This window comes from Siphonobacter sp. BAB-5405, assembly GCF_002872335.1.
In the GTDB taxonomy this organism is placed as follows: Bacteria; Bacteroidota; Bacteroidia; order Cytophagales; family Spirosomataceae; genus Siphonobacter.
Window position 1 is genome coordinate 246,415 of sequence record NZ_NJAG01000011.1, and the last position, 15,459, is coordinate 261,873.

The following is a 15,459-nucleotide window of genomic DNA, read 5'->3' on the forward strand; positions in this document are numbered from 1 at the left end:
AGCTTTTAAGGCATCTTTTTACAAAAAAAGGCACTCTCATCCGTTTCCCTTCTGTTACTTTTCGATTCCTGAGACGCAACTTACCCATTTGTAGGTATTGCTTTTTTTCTCTTTTTCTTTGAGTTTTGTCCATGTCGCAGCAAAGACAACTAGCCTTTTGCTGGTTCGCCTTCAACCTACTTTTCTGTCATACCTCTAGCATTTCCTGTTAAAACTATTTCCACGTTTTAGGATTTCTTACTAAAACATGGCCTTTTCGAGTATCACTTTCTCTATTCTTTTACTTATCGCCCCTTTTTTATCATTTCCTAACCATCAAGTGTTTACAAAGCAAAAGCCCCGGTTACCAGTGGTAACCAGGGCTTCTTTGGGTTACTAAAAACCTTACGGTTTATTGGAATCAACGACAATACGCTTGTCCCGATTCACCAGTTCCCAGGCTGTATAGAAGACCAGACGGGCCGTTTTCTCAGCCTTGTCGAATTGGATTTTTTCCACGTCATCCGTCGGGCGGTGGTAGTCATCGTGGACACCGTTGAAGTAGAAAATAATGGGGATTTTCTTAGCCGCGAAGTTGTAGTGGTCCGAGCGGTAGTAGAAACGGTTTACATCCTTCGGATCGTTGAACGTGTAGTCCAGATCCATCTTGATGTACTTCTTGTTCGCTTCTTCATTGATAGCGTGCAGTTCCGAAGACAGCTTATCGGAGCCAATCACGTAGATATAATCCGGCTTGCCTTCGTGGGCTTTGTCCACCCGGCCAATCATGTCAATGTTCAAATCGGCAATGGTGTTTTCCAGCGGAATCAGCGGGTGGTTTACATAGTATTCCGAGCCCAGCAGCCCTTTTTCTTCACCCGTTACGGTCATGAACAAAATGCTGCGACGCGGACGATTGCCCGCTTTAGCCGCTTTAGAGAAGGCCTCGGCCAATTCCATCACGCCAACCGTACCCGAACCGTCGTCATTGGCTCCGTTGTTGATCTGCCCATCGGGCGAAATGCCGATGTGATCGTAGTGAGCCGTCACCACGAGTACTTCGTTTTTCTTGTCGGTACCTTCCAGAAAACCAACGACGTTTGACGTTTCGATAGGCGTCTGCTTCTCTTCGGCTTTCAAGGTCAGGGTTTTCTTGAGATCAGCAGGTTTCGTCTTCCCAGCCATCAGATCCGCCAGTTGTGTATCATCAAGACCCAGCATTTCCTTCGCCAGTCCCTGCTTCACCTGTACGGACAATAAGGTAGATTCCGGACGTTTTTCATCCTTGAACGTCAGACGATTCATCCGGGGTGAGTATGCCCGCATCCGACCGTAAAGTTTATCCGTTTGTTCATCGGCACCCGGAGCAATGGTCAGCACACAACGCACTCCTTTTTCCTTTAGCACGGCCATTTTCTTACGCATGGCTTCGGCGTTACGGGGCTCGGCGGCGAGTAACAACGCGGCTTTGCCATCCAGGTTTAGCCCATTCAGGTCTTCATCCGTTCCGTAACCGACCAGTACGATATCCAGGGTCTCTTCTTTGGAGAAATTCCCCGACCCCGTTACGTAGAAATCTTTCAGTAATTCTTTCGTACCGCTGGGGGTCTTCAGGTACACATCACCCCAACCCAGTTCAACCAGCTCAACGGGTTGTAGGTAGCTCCCACCGGGACCAATACCCTTTAAACCCAGACTCTTAAAGTGGTTGGCAATGTATTCAGCCGCTTTGTGCTGACCGGGCGTTCCGGTACCGCGACCTTCCAGTTCGTCGGAAGCCAGGTACGAGAGGTGTTTTTTAAGATCTTCCGCCTTGATGGTCTCGGCGAATTTCGTTGGATTCTGAGCCTGAGCGAAAGCCAGCGGACTCAAAGCCAACAACGTAAGCAGTTTTTTCATGAAGTGAATAGAATGGAAATCAAACCCTTAAAGTAAGCGAAAAACGCAGGTTTTTATTGCAAAAAGCGATCAAAGGTTAAAATGAAGTGCTGTCAAGGCATCTATGATTCATTTTGCTTGGTTTTCTCTAGGATTGAAAAGGCTATTCTTCGAAAATAGCCCGATAATTTCTGAATGGCAGAGTTTTTTAATCTGTATGAATAGGATTTGAATAAAGTATTGATTTCATAAGAAGAGCCTTTTCATTTTGTGATTGGAAGTATTGCATTAAACGAAGACCTGTTTCGTCCCGCTGAGAAAGCTGGTCATTTAGTCCATATCGCGATAAGACGGGGTTCGGTTTTATGTCCTCCATGCAGGTGTTCGACTGTCTTCTAACCACACCAACAACTATTAATAAAAGATGAAAATCCCTCCCGCCCGTAAACAGCGGTGGCCCAGAGCAAGCTGTCGTTAGTCGTGGAGAGGTCCAGCCTGGAAGGCTTACGGGCTACTAGCCAGTCAGTAAAGAGAACCAAATTCGGTCCAGGTGGATAACGAAGCTTTAAAAGAGCAAAATTTTTGATAAGCAGTTCATAAGGGTGTTTATAGTCTAGCAGTCAGCCGTGTTTACGGGGCGAAACCCGATTTAAATAAACAGAGCACCTCTAAAAAGCACACTTCATTTTTAGAACTTCATGAAAACGAGCAAAAAGACTATTGAAAACGAAGCCCGCCGCGATTTTCTGAAGCAATCGTCGGTGTTGTCGGCTTTGGTGCTATCCCCCGAAAAGGCGATCAAGGACCCGAATTGGGATGAAAAAATTGCGGCTCCTTTTGAAAAAGTACCACTGAAACTGGAAATCAATGGGGTCAAGCATACGCTGAACGTGGAACCGCGTACGACCTTACTCGACCTTTTACGCGAGCAACTGCACCTGACGGGTACCAAAAAAGGTTGCGATTACGGCCAGTGCGGAGCCTGTACCGTACATTCCGACGGCCAGCGAATTAATTCCTGCCTGACCCTGGCAGTCACCGAAGAAGGAAAGAAAATCACGACCATTGAAGGACTGGCCAAAGGCGATACCCTGCATCCCATGCAGGAGGCTTTCGTCAAACACGACGGTTTTCAATGCGGTTACTGCACGCCCGGTCAGATTATGTCGGCGGTGGCATGTATCCGCGAAGGACACGCGAATTCCGAAGACGAAATCCGGGAGTACATGAGTGGGAACATCTGCCGGTGCGGAGCCTATCCCAATATTGTCGATGCCATTATGGACGTGAAGAAAGGAGGACAAACGGTATGAAAGCCTTTCAATACGTCCGGGCCAATACGGCTAAGTCGGCTCTCGAAGCATTAGCCAAAGACCCTTCCGCTCAGTTCATCGCCGGAGGTACCAATCTGGTGGATTTGATGAAACGGGGCGTAACGGCCCCGGATAAACTCATCGACATCAGTCGTTTACCGCTAAATAAAATTGAAAAAGTAGCCAATGGCGTTCGCATCGGAGCCATGTCCCTTAATAGTCAGGTAGCCGATGACAAGCTGATCCTGGAAAAGTGGCCGCTACTGGCTCAGGCCCTCAATGCCGGGGCTTCGGCCCAATTACGGAATAAGGCTACGGTGGGTGGCAATATGCTCCAGCGTACGCGTTGCGGCTATTTTTACGATACCGAAATGCCCTGCAATAAACGGCAGCCGGGAACGGGTTGCGGAGCCAAGGAAGGCTATAATCGCATGCATGCCATTTTCGGTACGAGCGAACACTGCATTGCCGTCCACCCCAGTGACATGTGCGTAGCGTTGGTAGCCCTCGACGCTGCGGTAGTCGTACAAGGTCCCAAAGGCGAACGCACCATTCCCTTCACCGAATTTCATCGCTTGCCCGGCGATCGTCCCGAAAAAGACAATACGCTGGGAAAAGATGAATTAATTGTAGCCGTAACCCTGCCGGATTCGCCCTATACGCAACACGCTCATTATCTGAAAGTACGCGATCGGGCTTCGTACGCCTTTGCGTTGGTCTCCGTAGCGGCGGCGTTGGAGCTGGAGGGTAAAACCATTAAGTCGGCCCGATTGGCGATGGGTGGCGTGGCTCATAAACCCTGGCGTTTGCAGGAAGTGGAAAAGGCTTTGGTGGGCAAAACCGTATCCGAAGCTACGTTTCAACAGGCTGCTCAGCAGGCGATGGCCGGAGCCCGGGCGTTTGAGTACAATGCCTTCAAACTCAAGCTCGCTCCTAATACAATTGTAGAAGCTTTGAAAATGGCCGCTGGCCTAACCGCATAAGCTCATGAAAAATAAAGATGAACGAATTGGCGGACGCATGAGTCGCGTCGATGCTCAGCTGAAAGTGACGGGGGCCGCCAAATATTTCGCCGAATTTGAAGTACCCAATCTGGTCTACGGGGTACTGGTTCCGAGCACGATTACCAAAGGCACCATTAAAAGTCTGGATACGAAAAAGGCCGAAAGTGCTCCGGGTGTACTGGCGGTTCTTTCCTACCTGAACGCTCCGAAAACACCCGCGTACCAAACGGACGAACCAAGCAAAACCTCTTCCGGACGCGGTCCCGGAATGAAAGCCTTCCACGATAACAAAGTCTACTTCAACGGACAGCCCATCGCGATGGTCGTAGCGAATACCTTTGAACGAGCTACCTACGCGGCCTCGCTGGTGACCGCTCAGTACGAAAAGTCTTCGCACCAGACTGAGCTCAAAAGCAATCTGGATAAAGGGATTACGCCCAAAAGCAAGTCCCTGCAGGATTATCAGCGGGGCAAGAAAGACGCGTATCAAACGGCCCCGGTTAAGATTGAAGCCGAGTACATCCAGCCTACGGAGGTACATAATCCGATGGAATTACACGGTATTCTGGCTCAGTGGGAAGGTCCGGACAAAATCACCGTGTACGCAAAGACGCAGGGTGTGAAGATGACCCAGCAGGTCATTGCCGATACGTTCAAGATTCCGAAAGAAAATGTATCCGTTCACTCGCAGTTTGTGGGGGGAGCCTTCGGGATGTCGCTGCGGGTATGGCCGCACGAAATTGCTACGATACTGGCGGCTCAGAAAGTACAGCGTCCCGTCAAACTGGTGATCACGCGGGATCAGATGTTTACCATCGCGGGTTACCGACCGCATACGCATCAAAAAGTAGGGATTGGAGCCAATAAAGACGGAAAGTTTGTCGGCATTTCCCACTGGGCCAATGTTCAGAACAGTAACTACGAAGAGTTTACCGAAGCGACGGTGGGCATGACGCGGTTTCTGTATCGTTCACCCAACGTTAACACGACCTATCGGGTTGTACCGCTTGACATTTGTACGCCGATCCCCATGCGTGGACCCGGCGAAGCGACGGGAGCTTTTGCTTTGGAATCGGCCATTGATGAATTGTCGTACGCCCTGAATATGGACCCGATTGACTTACGGATGAAAAACTATCCCGAAAAAGACCCCGAGCAGGATTTACCCTGGTCGAGTAACCACGTTCGGGAGGCCTATCAATTGGGAGCCGATAAAATTGGCTGGTCGAACCGTCCGAAAGAACCACGCAGCAAAAAAGAAAACGGCATGTGGATAGGATACGGGATGGCAACGGGTACGTTCGGAGCCCACCGACGCGAGGCAACGGCCCGGGCTCAGCTCAAAGCGGATGGTACCTTGCTCATCCAAAGTGCGGCCAGTGATATTGGTCCGGGAACGGGTACGGCCATGGTACAGATTGCCGCTGAAGTGATGGGTATGCCCGCCGATCAAATCAAGTTTGAATTGGGTGAAACAGCCTTTCCCTATGCTCCTATTCAGGGCGGTTCGGCGACGGTGGCCTCGGTAGGTTCGGCGGTACACGAAGCCTGTATGGCTTTGCGTCAGCAACTGGTGGAACTTTCGGGCAATGCTTTGAAAAAAGCCAAAGTTGATACGCTGGTTTACGAAGAAGGCCGCGTTCGCTCCCCTACCGATCGCTCGGCCAGTATTGCTTACACGGAAATTCTAAAGCGGAATAATCTGCCGATGCTGGAAGTAACCAAGGAGGCGAAACCGGGCGAAGAAGGGAAGAAATTTGCTATGTATTCCTTCTCCGTACATTTTGTGAAAGTTCATGTCCACCCCACGACAGGCGTAGTCCGGGTAAAACACGCCGTAGCCGTGGCAGATGCGGGTACGATTGTGAATCACAAAACGGCCAGCAGCCAGATGATGGGCGGAGCCGTGGGTGGTATCGGCATGGCTTTACAGGAAGAAGCCGTGATTGACCATCGCTACGGACGGTATATCAACAACGATCTGGCTAATTATCACGTACCCGTCAATGCCGACATTCCCGATATTGATGTCTTGTTTGTCGATAAAAAAGATCCCTACATCAACCCCATGGGAGCCAAAGGACTGGGCGAAATCGCCATTATTGGGATGGCTCCAGCCATTGCCAATGCGGTATACAACGCCACCGGAAAACGGATTCGGGAATTACCGATTACGCCGGATAAGTTGATTTAGGTTTAGCTGCTGGTTTTTGTAGTTGTTGGTTGAGTGTTGTTTGTTGTTAGTGGCACATTAACTAGGAGGTTATAACCAAGCTACTAGGTAATAAACAATCCGGTTAGAGAGCGAACCTGTTATTCGTGGCATCCGCTACGAATCTATAAACCATTAGGCGATACTTACCTGTAACAAAAACGTCCCTGACTGTAGGAGTCAGGGACGTTCTATATTTTGTGGGTTGAAATGCTGGTTTTATCGCATAGCCATGTCGCCGCTCCGGATTTTCTCGCCTACTTTCTTGACGTCCTTCATCACCCGGAAAAAGTTATCGCCCCAGATTTTCTTCAGGTCCTTTTCGCTGTAGCCGCGACGAACCATTTCAATCGTCAGGTTTTCGTATTCAGAAATGTCGAAACAATCAGCCAGGTACCCACCGCCATCGTAATCGCCACCGATGCCCACGTGATCCACGCCCATGATTTTCACAAAATGGTCGAGGTGATCGATTGCATCTTTCACTGTAGCCAACGGTACAGGGTATTTCTTGTTCAGTTCCCGCATTTCCATCCGCATGGCTTTCATCTGCTCATCCGTCATGGCTCCACCCGCCGTATACTTCTTACGGATTTCAGCCGTGGCCGCCTCGCGTTCGGGATTTTTCGGAGCTTCCTTAATATAGCTACTCAGCAAGTTCAACTGTACGACACCGCCTTTTTTGGCAACGGCCCGTAGTAAGTCATCGTTTAGGTTTCGGGGATGGTTGAGTACCGACCAAGCATCGGAGTGCGTAGCAACGATGGGAGCTTTTGACAGTTTGATTAAATCCCACACCGTACTGTCGGATACGTGCGAAATATCGATAATCATCCCAAGACGATTCATTTCCGTCACTACTTTTTCACCGAAGGGACTCAGGCCGTTGAATTCCGGTCCTTTGGGATCCGTCGATGAGTCGCAGATATCGTTATTCGCCGAGTGAGAAAGCGTCATGTACCGTACGCCGCGATCGTAAAACTTCTGAAGCAGCGACAGATCGTTTCCGATCTGATAGCCATTTTCCATGCCAATAAAAATCGACCGTTTGCCCGCTTTTTCCTGAGCCATCGCCTCTTCCTGGGTCGTTACAATTTTGCCCATTTCCGGATGTCGGTTAATCTGAGCGTACATCGAATCCAGAATCGTCATCGCCATTTGCTGAACCCTGGCGTTGGCCTCGGGCGTACGCGGCCCCTGTCCCTGATACACGGCGAAGAAAATCCCGTCTACGCCCCCTTTTTTCATGCGGGGAAAGTCAATCTTGGAGTCAAATCCCGTAGCCGTTCCGGGTGCGGGCGTATTATCTTTCGAAATGTCAAAGCCTTTTCCGACCATCCGCATCGGCGTATCGGCGTGGGTATCCAGCGTGAACACCTTGGCGTGAATTTTCTTGGCTTTTTCAATCAGCTTGGCATCCTGTTGTGCTGATACCAGTTGGCTTAAACCAATCAAGGGTAAAGCGAGGAAAATTTTTTTCATATCCGTCAATAAAAAGGTTTACTAAAATTGGGAAGTACCGTTCACTAAAGGTATAAATATTTCGCCAAATACCCTTATCACCATATATATGATAGCGATCATAAGAAAAACAACTGCGATAAGTTTGCGAAGAGCCGCGATCATTCTTTTTTAAACATTCCCCCCGTTTTCTGCTTACGTATTCAAAAACAGTAGGAATTCATGAACCAAACGGCAGCCGTTATCGGAGCGGGCATCGGCGGTATTGCCACCGCTATACGTTTAGCCGTGAAGGGCTATCCCGTTACCGTATTTGAGGCAAATACGTATCCCGGCGGCAAGTTGTCGGCTTTTGAAGAAAAAGGGTATCGCTTCGATGCGGGGCCTTCGCTTTTCACGATGCCTCAACTAGTCGAGGAACTTTTTATACTGGCGGGCGAAGATCCCAGGGAGCATTTTACCTACGAACGCCTGCCCGACATCTGTCATTACTTCTGGGATGATGGCACGCGGCTGACGGCCTCGGCGAATTCGGACCAGTTTGCTCAGGAAGTGGAACAAACCCTCGGCGAACCAGCGGCTCATGTTCGTAATTTCCTTCAGCACAGTGCCTTTCAGTACGACGTTACGGAGCAGCTTTTCCTGAAAGATTCCCTGCATAAAGCGTCCACCTGGCTCAGTCGGAAGGCCTTGCGAGGCTACCTGAATTTTCCGCGACTGGGGGTTTTAGGTACCATGAATCAGGCGAATGAGCAACGTTTCCAACAGGCGAAAGTGGTACAACTCTTCAACCGCTACGCCACCTATAATGGCTCCGATCCGTATCAGACGCCCGCGTTGCTCAACATGATTCCGCACCTGGAGTACAACATCGGAGCGTACTTTCCGGAAAAAGGGATGGTCAGTATCACCGAAAGTCTGGTCGCTCTGGCTGAGCGAAAAGGGGTTCAGTTTCGGTACCAGTCTAAAGTGGAACGCATTCAGGTACGCGATGGCAAAGCCGTCGGTGTGGTGGTGCAGGGTCAGGAAATCCCGTGTAGTATAGTTGTCTCGAACATGGACATTACGCCCACGTACCGGAAATTGCTCCCCACCGAGAAAGCCCCGGAACGTACGTTGCAACAACCCCGTTCGGGCTCAGGTCTGATCTTCTACTGGGGCGTACGGCGGGAATTTGCGGAACTGGGCGTACATAATATTTTCTTTTCGAACGATTACAAGGCCGAATTCGAGCACCAGTTTCAGTATAAAACTATTTACTACGACCCCACGGTATACCTGCACATCAGCTCGAAAATCAAGAAGGATGACGCCCCCGCAGGCGGTGAAAACTGGTTTGTACTTATCAACGCTCCCGCCAACGAGGGGCAGGACTGGGACACCATCATTGCCCAGACCCGACAGGAAGTACTGGCTAAAATAAGTCGCAGTTTGGGGGTAGACGTAGAACCAATGATTGAGAGTGAATCGGTACTGGATCCCCGAAGTATTGAACTTCGTACCTCTTCCTATCAGGGAGCCCTCTACGGAACGTCGTCTAATAATCGGTTTGCGGCCTTTTTGCGGCACCCCAATTTTTCGTCCCGTATCAAAAATTTGTATTTCGTGGGCGGTAGCGTACATCCGGGCGGCGGAATTCCGTTGTGTTTATTTTCAGCCCGTATTGTCGCCGGAATGGTTCCCGAAACCGGTCGCTAGAAAGTACCGGGGCTTATTCAACAATTATTGAACAAAATCATTTGTATAACGTTACAGAACCAAAGGCTTTTCCCGGCGGTAAATTCCCGTTGACGAAAGGCTTTGACTTCTTAACCAATGCTTTGACTGCACTGAATCATCAAACCACCAACCCATGCAACCGTATCCTTAGCCCGTCGTTTAAAGCTGCTAAAGCTTGCTTTAGAGCTCGCGACAAATGTGTGTTTTTTCAAGCTATACCTTTTTGGCGGAAATTTTAAGGAAATTTGAGATTATTTTCCTTCTCAGTCTTTTGCATCCCCTACCTTTGCCCAATTATTCGAGCAGTTTTCAGATATGGACCAATATTCATATATCGCCAATGCGGACGTGGATTACATTTCCGACTTGTACGATAAATACCAACAGGACCCTTCCAGTGTCGATACGAGCTGGCAAAACTTCTTTAAAGGCTACGATTTTTCCGTCATTTACGGTGAAAAAGGAGCCACCAATGGCGTTTCTTCCAACGGAACTTCTAATGGTCAGGCTAAACCAGCCGATGCGGGCCTTATTGCGAAAGAAGGCTCGGTACTGAGTTTGATCAAAGCGTACCGTTCACGCGGTCACTTGCTGGCGAAAACGAATCCGCTGGGTTACGATCGTAACGTAGAGGCCCGCCTGACGCTGGAAGATTACAAACTTTCCGAGAAAGATCTGGATACGGTTTTCGAAGCCGGTCACTTCTTGCTTGGTCGTTCGGCTACCTTACGCGAAATCATGGCCGCTCTGGAGAAAATCTACGCGGGCAACATTGGTTTCGAGTACATGTACGTACGGAACATGGAAGAAAAAGAGTGGCTGCGGAATCAGATTGAGAAAGCCGCTCTGGTATTCGATCCGACGAAAGAAGAAAAAGAACGCATTCTGAAGAAGCTCAACGAAGCCGTTACGTTCGAGCAATTCCTGCACACCAAATTCCTGGGTCAGAAACGCTTCTCGCTGGAAGGTGGCGAAGCAACGATTTCTTCCCTGGATACGATCATCAATACCTCTGCCGATATGGGCGTGAAAGAAGTGATGATCGGGATGGCTCACCGGGGCCGTCTGAACGTGCTGGTAAACATCATGCATAAATCCTACGATGAAATCATCAGCGGTTTCGTAGGACAGGTACCTGAACTGGAAGACAACCTCCCCAACGATATTAACTTTGGTGGAGACGTAAAATATCACCTGGGTTATTCAAGCACCCACGTAACGCCCAAAGGAACGGAAGTAAGCCTGAAACTGGCTCCAAACCCTTCGCACCTGGAAACGGTAAACCCCGTGGTGGAAGGTTTCGTACGCAGCCGGGCCGACGGAATTTTCGAAGGCGATTACGACAAGGTTATGCCCATCCTGATTCACGGCGATGCCGCCGTAGCGGGTCAGGGTATTGTGTATGAAGTGACGCAAATGGCGAAACTTCCCGCCTACAAAACGGGGGGTACCATTCACTTCGTCATTAACAACCAGATTGGTTTTACGACGGATGCGGCGGAAGGTCGTTCGGCGATTTACTGTACGGACATTGCCAAAATCATCGACGCTCCCGTATTCCACGTGAACGGGGACGATCCGGAAGCCGTGATGTTCGTATCGAAAATGGCCGTTGAATACCGTCAGGAATTCAATCAGGACGTATTCATCAATATGCTTTGCTACCGTCGCTGGGGACACAATGAATCGGATGAACCGGCGTTCACCCAACCGACGATGTACTCGCAGATCAAACTGCACAAGAACGTACTCGAACTCTATAACGAGCAACTGGTTAGCCGTGGTAAAGTAGATGCCAAGCTGGCCAAGGGCATGGAAGCCGAATTCAAGCAATTCCTACAGGATCGTCTGGATGGCGTAAAGCAGGCCGAAGCTCCCGTGTTCCATCCGCTCAAACTCGACGAGGACTGGAAAGCCCTGCGTTATGGTTCGGCGGAAGATTTCGAACAATCGCCCGATACGAGCGTTTCCCGCGAGAATCTGGATAAAATTTTCAAAGCCCTGACGACGCTGCCTGAAGGTTTTAAACCGCTCAAGCAGATCGACAAACTGATTTCCGACCGGAAGAAATTACTGGAAGAAAACGGTCAGGTGAACTGGGCCACGGCTGAGCTGATGGCCTACGGTTCGTTGCTGATGGAAGGCAAAACGGTACGGATGACGGGTCAGGACGTACAACGGGGCACTTTTAGCCACCGTCATGCGGTTCTGCACGACGCCGAGAATAACAAGACCTATACGCAGATTGACCACATCGAAGAAGGTCAGGAGCAGATGCAAATCTTCAACTCCCTTCTTTCGGAATACGGTGTGCTCGGCTTTGAGTTTGGTTACTCCATGGCCAACGCTCACGCTTTGGTGATCTGGGAAGCTCAGTTTGGTGACTTTGCCAACGGGGCTCAAATCATTATTGACCAGTTTGTCAGCTCCTGCGAATCGAAATGGGGTCTGCAAAACGGTCTGGTGATGTTACTGCCCCACGGCTACGAAGGTCAGGGTCCGGAGCACTCGAACGCCCGTCCCGAACGCTTCCTGCAGTTGTGCGGGGATTACAACATGGTGGTAGCCAACGTGACGACACCCGCCAACATTTTCCACCTCATGCGGCGTCAGCTGACTTGGGATTTCCGGAAACCGCTGGTCATCATGTCTCCCAAATCCATGCTGCGTCATCCGCTTAACGTATCCCCGCTTGAAGATCTGACGAAAGGTGGCTTCCGGGAAGTGATTGGCGATTCGTACGTGAATCCGAAAGAGGTCAAGAAAGTCCTGTTGTGTACGGGTAAAGTATATTACGACTTACTCGACAAACAGCAGAAAGATCAGCGGAAAGACGTAGCGATTGTTCGGGTTGAACAACTGCACCCGCTACCACTAAAACAGATTCAACAGGAACTGGGCAAATACGCCAAAGCGAAAGTGTACTGGGTACAGGAAGAACCCAAAAACATGGGCTACTGGTCGTTTATCTTACGTGAATTTGGTTGTGGCGTTGGTATGGAAGTAATTTCGCGTAAAACGTCCGCTTCACCGGCCACCGGGTTCCTCAAAACACACAGTGAAGAACAGGCAGCCCTCATTCAGGAAGCCTTTGCTTAACCAATAAAAAGCCGAATTCAGGTGGCGTTTAGCCTGAATTCGGCCATTTGATTATAAAACCGAACGAATCCTCCCTCCTGGGAAGTACCCAATCATGGCAATCATCGAAATGAAAGTCCCCGTCGTGGGGGAATCCGTCACCGAGGTTACCATCGCCACCTGGAATAAAAAAGATGGCGATACGGTAAAGATGGATGAGGTATTATGCGAGTTAGAGTCTGACAAGGCTACTTTCGAGCTACCCGCTGAAGCGGCGGGTGTGCTGCGTATCCTGGCGAAAGAAGGTGATACGCTCGCCATCGGAGCACCCATCTGCTCGATCTCAACGGACGGTGCAGCTCCCGAAGCTCCTCAAGAAGAAGCTCCGGCGGCCGTCTCCAGCAACGGTCAGGCTCCCGAAGCCGCTCCGGCTCCTGCCCCTGAAGCAAAGGCGGAAGAGACCAAAACCATTGAAGTGAAAATTCCGGTAATGGGCGAATCGGTTACCGAGGCTACCATTGCCAACTGGAATAAAAAAGAAGGCGATTTCGTGAAAATGGACGAAATCCTCTGCGAACTGGAATCCGATAAAGCTACGTTCGAACTGCCCGCGGAAGCGGCAGGTACGCTGCACATTATCGCCGAACCCGGCTCTACGCTTGAAATCGGTGCAGTGGTAGCTACCATTACGGTAGGTGCAGGTGCTCCAGCGGCGGCTCCTTCGGCTCCGGCGGCAGCTCCGGCTTCAGGTGGCTCTTCGGCCCCGGTAGCGGATAAAGCCAGTGGCGTAACGCCCGTAGCGGCGGCTATTCTGGCGGACAAAGGCATCAATCCCAAAGACATTCAGGGATCGGGCGAAGGTGGAAAAATCACCAAAGCGGATGCTCTGAAAGCTACTTCAGCTCCGACTCCTGCGGCGAAAGCCGAAGCTCCCAAGGCTGCTGCGGCTGCCCAACCTGCGGCGGCTCCTGCCACTACGGGTGGACGGGCGGAACGTCGTCAACGCATGACTTCGCTGCGGAAAACCATCGCTCGCCGACTGGTAGCCGTGAAGAACGAAACAGCCATGCTGACTACGTTCAACGAAGTGGACATGCAGCCGATCATGGAACTGCGGTCGAAGTTCAAGGACAAATTCAAAGAAAAACACGGCGTTGGTTTGGGCTTCATGTCCTTCTTTGCGAAAGCCGTTTGCGTAGCCCTGAAAGAATTCCAGGCCGTAAACGCTTCCATCGATGGCGATGAAATCGTTTACCATGACTACGTGGATATTTCCGTAGCCGTATCAACCGAGCGTGGTCTGGTGGTTCCGATTCTGCGTAATGCGGATCAGCTGAGCTTCGCCGGTATCGAGAAAGGCATTATTGAGCTGGCGGTAAAAGCCCGTGACAATAAGCTGACGATCGAAGATATGTCAGGCGGTACGTTTACGATCACTAATGGTGGTGTATTCGGTTCCATGATGTCTACGCCGATCATCAACGCTCCGCAGGTAGCGATTCTCGGGATGCACAACATCATCGAGCGTCCGGTAGTGGTGAACAAAGAAATCGTAATTCGTCCGATGATGTACATCGCCCTGAGCTACGATCACCGCATCATCGACGGTAAAGAATCCGTAAGCTTCCTGGTACGCGTGAAACAACTGCTGGAAGATCCCGCTCGTCTGTTACTCGACGTTTAGGACGCTATCCTACTTAGTACTCAATCCCCGCTTTCGGCTTACCTGAGGCGGGGATTTCAGTTTTAGTTGTCAGTTGACTGTTTACTGTTTTCAGTTCATGCTAATACAGTAACGGAGAGGTTAACTCTGTAAATCATACATAAAACGGCTAATACTATTTTCAATTGATTGGAATACAGCGACGGAAATGCCATCCTGAAAACTGTAAACCGCAAACTGTAAACTTCCCATGCTTACCCGTTTTGGCCTGCTGGCCTTTTGTCTGGCTTTTTTGCTGGGCTGTGCTCCAAAAACGTACCTTCGCGTACCCAAACAGGGGCTTTCCGAGTACCTGAAACCCGAAGCCGGTAAACCAACGCTCATCAGTGCTCACCGGGGCGGTGGCGACTACCCGGGTTATCCCGAAAACTGCCTTGAATCGTTTGCGTATCTGGCGAAACAGGCAGCCATGATTATCGAATGTGACATTGGATTAACACAGGACAGCGTACTCGTAATGCTACACGACGACGTACTGGACCGTACGACGACCGGAAAAGGCAAACTCAACGCAGTTTCGTACGCCTATACCCAAAGTCTACATCTGAAAGACAACGCCGGTACTACGACCAAATTCCGGATGCCTACGCTGGAGCAGGTATTGAACTGGGGGAAAGGCAAAGTGATTTATACGCTGGACGTGAAACGCACGGTACCTTTTGAAAAAGTGGTAGACCTGATTCACCGCACCCATACGGAAGACAACTGTGTCGTCATTACGTATAATGCCCAGGATGCCGCAAAAGTCCACAAATTAGATCCCAGTCTGATGATTTCCGTAACCATCCGGAACGAGGCCGAATACAATCGTCACCACGATCTGGGGATTCCTGACAATCGGATGGTAGCCTTTGTGGGTACTCGCGAGCCTTCTGCCGAGCATTACGCTTTTCTGCACAAAAAAGGTATTTCCTGCATTTTAGGAACCTTGGGTAACCTCGATAAAATGGCACAGGCCAAAGGCGATCAGGTATACGTCAATTTTGCCAAAAACGGAGCGGATATTATGTCCACCGACCGTCCCCTGGAAATGGCGAAGGCCTTACAAAAGAAATAGTAGGCTGAAAATCAGCTTCTCAAAATAGCCCGCCG

At 50.1% G+C, this 15,459-nt stretch carries 9 protein-coding genes; 7 read left to right on the forward strand and 2 right to left on the reverse strand.

The annotated features are described in order from the left end of the window. Nucleotides 1-384: 384 nt before the first annotated feature. Nucleotides 385-1,878 (reverse strand): M28 family peptidase, encoded by a 1,494-nt coding sequence (locus BWI97_RS11130; protein WP_102201051.1) that lies wholly within the window; start codon nucleotides 1,876-1,878, stop codon nucleotides 385-387. 677 nt (nucleotides 1,879-2,555) lie between these two features. On the opposite strand from BWI97_RS11130, the gene BWI97_RS11135 reads away from it, so the two are divergent. From BWI97_RS11135 to BWI97_RS11145, 3 genes are read left to right on the forward strand one after another with little or no spacing between them, the layout of a single operon-like run. Next, nucleotides 2,556-3,170, forward strand: coding sequence for a (2Fe-2S)-binding protein (locus tag BWI97_RS11135; protein WP_094813249.1), 615 nt, complete (start codon nucleotides 2,556-2,558; stop codon nucleotides 3,168-3,170). Further along, complete coding sequence (locus BWI97_RS11140) at nucleotides 3,167-4,153, forward strand: xanthine dehydrogenase family protein subunit M (RefSeq protein ID WP_102201052.1); 987 nt, start codon at nucleotides 3,167-3,169, stop codon at nucleotides 4,151-4,153. Before BWI97_RS11135 ends, BWI97_RS11140 begins: the two co-directional genes overlap by 4 nt. 4 nt (nucleotides 4,154-4,157) lie before the next feature. Next, complete coding sequence (locus BWI97_RS11145) at nucleotides 4,158-6,368, forward strand: xanthine dehydrogenase family protein molybdopterin-binding subunit (protein ID WP_102201053.1); 2,211 nt, start codon at nucleotides 4,158-4,160, stop codon at nucleotides 6,366-6,368. Between the two features lie 237 nt (nucleotides 6,369-6,605). Here BWI97_RS11145 and BWI97_RS11150 read toward each other — a convergent pair whose 3' ends face one another. Continuing rightward, nucleotides 6,606-7,868: a dipeptidase gene (locus BWI97_RS11150; protein ID WP_102201054.1), complete on the reverse strand. Its 1,263-nt coding sequence runs from the start codon at nucleotides 7,866-7,868 to the stop codon at nucleotides 6,606-6,608. 201 nt (nucleotides 7,869-8,069) lie between these two features. Between BWI97_RS11150 and crtD the strand changes: the two genes are divergently transcribed. The 4 genes from crtD to BWI97_RS11170 all read left to right on the forward strand — a co-directional run bounded on the left by crtD (nucleotide 8,070) and on the right by BWI97_RS11170 (nucleotide 15,424). Then, entirely contained in the window at nucleotides 8,070-9,545 is a 1,476-nt protein-coding gene (crtD, locus tag BWI97_RS11155; RefSeq protein ID WP_102201055.1) for a 1-hydroxycarotenoid 3,4-desaturase CrtD, read from the forward strand. 336 nt (nucleotides 9,546-9,881) lie between these two features. Continuing rightward, nucleotides 9,882-12,665, forward strand: a complete 2,784-nt coding sequence (locus BWI97_RS11160) for a 2-oxoglutarate dehydrogenase E1 component (protein ID WP_102201056.1) — start codon at nucleotides 9,882-9,884, stop codon at nucleotides 12,663-12,665. Nucleotides 12,666-12,759: 94 nt separating this feature from the next. Beyond that, nucleotides 12,760-14,328: a 2-oxoglutarate dehydrogenase complex dihydrolipoyllysine-residue succinyltransferase gene (odhB, locus tag BWI97_RS11165; protein ID WP_102201057.1), complete on the forward strand. Its 1,569-nt coding sequence runs from the start codon at nucleotides 12,760-12,762 to the stop codon at nucleotides 14,326-14,328. A 229-nt stretch (nucleotides 14,329-14,557) separates the two neighbouring features. Then, complete coding sequence (locus BWI97_RS11170) at nucleotides 14,558-15,424, forward strand: glycerophosphodiester phosphodiesterase family protein (RefSeq protein WP_102201058.1); 867 nt, start codon at nucleotides 14,558-14,560, stop codon at nucleotides 15,422-15,424. Nucleotides 15,425-15,459: the final 35 nt, after the last annotated feature.

Excerpts from the sequence above, each read along its gene's own strand:
- BWI97_RS11145 (WP_102201053.1), top strand. The coding sequence starts at position 4,158 with ATGAAAAATAAAGATGAACGAATTGGCGGACGCATGAGTCGCGTCGAT.
- BWI97_RS11170 (WP_102201058.1), top strand. The coding sequence starts at position 14,558 with ATGCTTACCCGTTTTGGCCTGCTGGCCTTTTGTCTGGCTTTTTTGCTG.
- BWI97_RS11135 (WP_094813249.1), top strand. The coding sequence starts at position 2,556 with ATGAAAACGAGCAAAAAGACTATTGAAAACGAAGCCCGCCGCGATTTT.
- odhB (WP_102201057.1), top strand. The coding sequence starts at position 12,760 with ATGGCAATCATCGAAATGAAAGTCCCCGTCGTGGGGGAATCCGTCACC.
- BWI97_RS11150 (WP_102201054.1), bottom strand. The coding sequence starts at position 7,868 with ATGAAAAAAATTTTCCTCGCTTTACCCTTGATTGGTTTAAGCCAACTG.
- crtD (WP_102201055.1), top strand. The coding sequence starts at position 8,070 with ATGAACCAAACGGCAGCCGTTATCGGAGCGGGCATCGGCGGTATTGCC.
- BWI97_RS11130 (WP_102201051.1), bottom strand. The coding sequence starts at position 1,878 with ATGAAAAAACTGCTTACGTTGTTGGCTTTGAGTCCGCTGGCTTTCGCT.
- BWI97_RS11160 (WP_102201056.1), top strand. The coding sequence starts at position 9,882 with ATGGACCAATATTCATATATCGCCAATGCGGACGTGGATTACATTTCC.
- BWI97_RS11140 (WP_102201052.1), top strand. The coding sequence starts at position 3,167 with ATGAAAGCCTTTCAATACGTCCGGGCCAATACGGCTAAGTCGGCTCTC.